The 3,996-nt window shown below is 64.9% G+C and carries 3 protein-coding genes; all 3 read left to right on the top strand.

Annotated features, from left to right (window positions below; translation table 11 throughout):
* Positions 1-430 precede the first annotated feature (430 nt).
* The gene (locus tag BRAS3843_RS26175; protein ID WP_008972114.1) at positions 431-1,336 is read left to right on the top strand and encodes a LysR substrate-binding domain-containing protein; all 906 of its coding nucleotides are present in this window, start codon (positions 431-433) and stop codon (positions 1,334-1,336) included.
* A gap of 162 nt (positions 1,337-1,498) precedes the next feature.
* On the top strand, positions 1,499-2,443 hold the full coding sequence (kdgD, locus tag BRAS3843_RS26170; protein ID WP_008972113.1) for a 5-dehydro-4-deoxyglucarate dehydratase: 945 nt from the start codon (positions 1,499-1,501) through the stop codon (positions 2,441-2,443).
* Between the two features lie 162 nt (positions 2,444-2,605).
* The gene (gene gudD, locus BRAS3843_RS26165; RefSeq protein ID WP_008972112.1) at positions 2,606-3,961 is read left to right on the top strand and encodes a glucarate dehydratase; all 1,356 of its coding nucleotides are present in this window, start codon (positions 2,606-2,608) and stop codon (positions 3,959-3,961) included.
* Positions 3,962-3,996: the final 35 nt, after the last annotated feature.

Below are 3,996 nucleotides of genomic sequence, written 5' to 3'. Positions count from 1 at the left end.
CGAGAGGGACACACTGATCAGAAGCCTCGGGCATCGGTTGCCGCGAGAACGCGGACCCTTATCCATGCTGTAGATTGCACCTGGCTGTTTGAGATGTGAATCCGCTTCTCTCTCCGGGTCGTCCCGGGCAAGCCATGGCGCGCGCAAGCGTGGCGCGGCGCCGACCCGGGACCCATACGCCGCGGCCGGTGTGGTGTGCGAGCAGGGAGTAACCAGCGTGCCTCGAACATCTCCCTGGGAATATGGGTCTCGGCTTTCGCCGGGACCACAATGGTGTCTGTCGATGCAGCCGCGCCCTGACGGAGTTGCTGGGGAGAGCCCAGCATCGAAGACTGCCTGCCAACTGTCGACCTGCCCCGGCATTTTCAGTTGTTCCGATCAATGCTAATCCGCGGTCTACGCCCGCGCCATCCATACCCGGGAGGCATCGATGTTCGATCTCAACCAGCTTCGCTGCTTCGTCACGGTGGCCGAGGAGCTGCATTTCGGCCGCGCCGCTAGCCGGCTCAACATGACCCAGCCGCCCTTGAGCCGGCAGATCCAGGTGCTGGAGCACATCATCGATGCGGCACTGCTCGAGCGTACCAGCCGCTCGGTGAAGCTGACGCCCGCGGGGCGCAGCTTCCTCCCCGAGGCGCGGCGCATCCTGAAAATGGCGGAAAGCGCGGCGCAGGTGGCGCGCCGGATCGCCAGCGGCAAGAGCGGCTCGCTCAAGATCGGCTTCACGGCCGCCGCTGCCTACGGGTTCATGCCGGAGCTGCTGGCGGCCTGCCGCACCCGGTTGCCCGAGGCTGATCTGTCATTGAGCGAGATGGTATCGGGCGACCAGATCGAAGCGCTCGCCTTTGGGCAGATCGATGCCGGCCTGTTGCGGCCGCCGATCGCGCGGCCGGAATTCGCGACCAAGCGCGTGGTGGCCGAGCAGCTGCTCGCCGCCGTACCGCGGCGCCACCGGCTCGCCTCCGCCGACAGCGTCTCGATCAAGGACTTCGACGGCCAGCCCTTCATCATGTATTCGCCCTCGGAAGCGCGCTATTTCCACGACCTGCTGGTGGCGCAATTCATGCGAGCGGAGGTGCTGCCGCGCTATGTCCAGCATCTGAGCCAGATCCACTCCATTCTTTCGATGGTGCGCGCAGGTCTCGGGGTCGCCATCGTGCCGGAGGCGGCGAGCAGTCTTCGGATCGCCGACGTGAAGCTGCGTCCCCTGAAGCTGCGCAATGCCACCCCGGTCGAGCTGTTCCTGGTCTGGCGGCGTGAGCACGACAATCCGCTGCTGCCCGCGTTGGTTGAGATTGCAAGCAGCCTCGCCGCGCTGCAGCAGAGCGAGGATTGATGCCGACCTGGTATTGATCGATACCGTGATTGGCTTGGACCGGCATCGGACTTGGTCTTAACGAAAGGCCTCAAGGACGCGATGTCTGAGCCCCAAGGTATATGGCCCAAGGCTTATGGCCCAAGTTCCGCGTCGATGATCGGAATCCGAGAGGAACGCGCGATGAGCAAGATGACCCCCAAGGAGATGGCCGCGCAGATCGGCAGTGGCCTGCTCTCCTTCCCCGTGACGCCGTTCAAGGCGGACTATTCCTTCGACGAGGCGACCTATCGCTCCAACATGGACTGGCTGTGCGGCTATGACGTTGCCGGCCTGTTCGCCGCCGGCGGCACCGGCGAGTTCTTCTCGCTGACGGCGACCGAGGTTCCGGAGGTCGTTCGCGTCGCGGTCGAGGAAACCAAGGGCCGCGTGCCCGTGCTCGCCGGCACCGGCTACGGCACCGCGATCGCGCGCGAGATCGCTGTCGGCGCCGAGAAGGCCGGCGCCGACGGCCTGTTGTTGCTGCCGCCCTATCTGATGCATGCCGAGCAGGAGGGTCTCGCCGCACACGTCGAGGCGATCTGCAATGCGGTGAAGATCGGCGTCATCGTCTACAACCGCGACAATGCGATCCTGCAGCCCGATACGCTGGCGAAGCTGTGCGAGCGCTGCCCGAACCTGGTCGGCTACAAGGACGGCATCGGCGACATCGAACTGATGACCCGGGTCTATTCCAAGCTCGGCGACCGCCTCACCTATATCGGCGGCCTGCCGACGGCCGAGACCTTCGCGCTGCCCTATCTCGACATGGGCGTCACGACCTATTCCTCGGCCGTGTTCAATTTCGTGCCGGAATTTGCGGTCAAGTTCTACGCCGCGGTGCGCCGGCGCGATCACGAGGCGATCCACGCCGGATTGAAGGATTTTATCCTGCCTCTGATTGCGATCCGCAACCGCAAGAAGGGCTATGCGGTATCGATCATCAAGGCCGGCATGAAGGTGATCGGCCGCGATTCCGGTCCGGTACGCCCGCCGCTGACGGATTTGACGGAAGCCGAAATGGCCGAGCTCACCGCGCTGGTGGCGAAGCTGCCGAATGCGATGCCGGCGCGTCAGGCGGCGGAGTAATTTTCACGGTCATTCCGGGGCAAGGCCGCAAGGCCTTGAACCCGGAATCTGGAGATTGATGGAAAAGAAAAGACGCAAGCCAATGCCAAGATTCCGGGTTCAGCCCTGACGGGCTGCCCCGGAATGACGGTGGTACTAACAAGACGACCAAAGGAGGAGCAGATGGTTCAAAACGCGATTGGCGCCGGTTTCAGCGGCGCGCCAGTCGTCACCGCGATGGAGGTCATCCCCGTCGCGGGCCGTGACAGCATGCTCCTCAACTTAAGCGGCGCGCATGCGCCGTTCTTCACCCGCAACCTGGTCGTCCTCACCGACAATTCCGGCCATACCGGGCTCGGTGAGGTGCCGGGCGGTGAGAAGATCCGAAAGACGCTGGAGGACGCGCGCGACCTCGTCGTCGGCCAGACGATCGGCGCCTGCAACAACATCCTGGCGTCGATGCGCGAAACGTTCGCCGATCGCGACGCCGGCGGCCGCGGCAAGCAGACCTTCGACCTGCGCGTGATGATCCATGCGGTGACCGCGGTCGAATCCGCGCTGCTCGACCTGCTCGGCCAGCATCTTGGCTTGCCCGTCGCGGCCCTGCTCGGCGAAGGCCAGCAGCGCGCATCGGTCGACGTGCTCGGCTATCTGTTCTTCGTCGGCGACCGCAGCAAGACTGACCTGCTCTACGCCACCGGCGACGGCGAGAAGGACGGCTGGTTCAGGCTGCGCCACCAGGAGGCACTGACGCCCGAGACGGTGGTGCGGCTCGCGGAAGCCGCGCATGACCAATACGGCTTCGCCGATTTCAAACTGAAGGGCGGCGTGCTGCGCGGTGAGGAGGAGATCGAGGCGGTGACCGCGCTCGCGAAACGCTTCCCTGACGCGCGCGTGACGCTCGATCCCAATGGCGCCTGGTCGCTCGACGAGGCGATCGGCCTGTGCAGCAACATGCACGGTATCCTCGCTTATGCCGAGGACCCCTGCGGTGCCGAGGCCGGCTTTTCCGGGCGCGAGATCATGGCCGAGTTCCGCCGCGCCACCGGGCTGCCGACCGCGACCAACATGATCGCCACCGACTGGCGGCAGCTCAGCCATGCGCTGCGGCTGGGCGCGGTCGACATCCCCTTGGCCGATCCCCATTTCTGGACCATGCAGGGCTCGGTCCGGGTGGCGCAGACCTGCCGCGACAACGGCCTGACCTGGGGCTCGCATTCGAACAATCATTTCGATATTTCGCTGGCGATGTTTACCCATGTAGGTGCCGCGGCTCCCGGCAAGGTGACGGCGATCGACACCCACTGGATCTGGCAGGACGGCCAGGCCCTGACCAAGGAGCCGTTCCAGATCAAAGGCGGCAGGATCGCCGTTCCCGACCGACCCGGCCTCGGCATCGCGCTCGACCGCACGGCGGTCGACAAGGCCCATGCCCTCTATAAGCAGCATGGGCTCGGTGCGCGGGATGACGCAATCGCGATGCAGTTTTTGATCCCTGGATGGACGTTTGATGACAAACGCCCCTGTCTCGTGCGTTGAGCGTTATGACGAGAGCTGCCACCGCGAATGCCGTA

The organism is Bradyrhizobium sp. STM 3843, assembly GCF_000239815.1.
GTDB lineage: Bacteria > Pseudomonadota > Alphaproteobacteria > Rhizobiales > Xanthobacteraceae > Bradyrhizobium.
This window is presented reverse-complemented; position numbering and strand designations above follow the sequence as displayed.

Excerpts from the sequence above, each read along its gene's own strand:
- kdgD (WP_008972113.1), top strand. The coding sequence starts at position 1,499 with ATGAGCAAGATGACCCCCAAGGAGATGGCCGCGCAGATCGGCAGTGGC.
- gudD (WP_008972112.1), top strand. The coding sequence starts at position 2,606 with ATGGTTCAAAACGCGATTGGCGCCGGTTTCAGCGGCGCGCCAGTCGTC.
- BRAS3843_RS26175 (WP_008972114.1), top strand. The coding sequence starts at position 431 with ATGTTCGATCTCAACCAGCTTCGCTGCTTCGTCACGGTGGCCGAGGAG.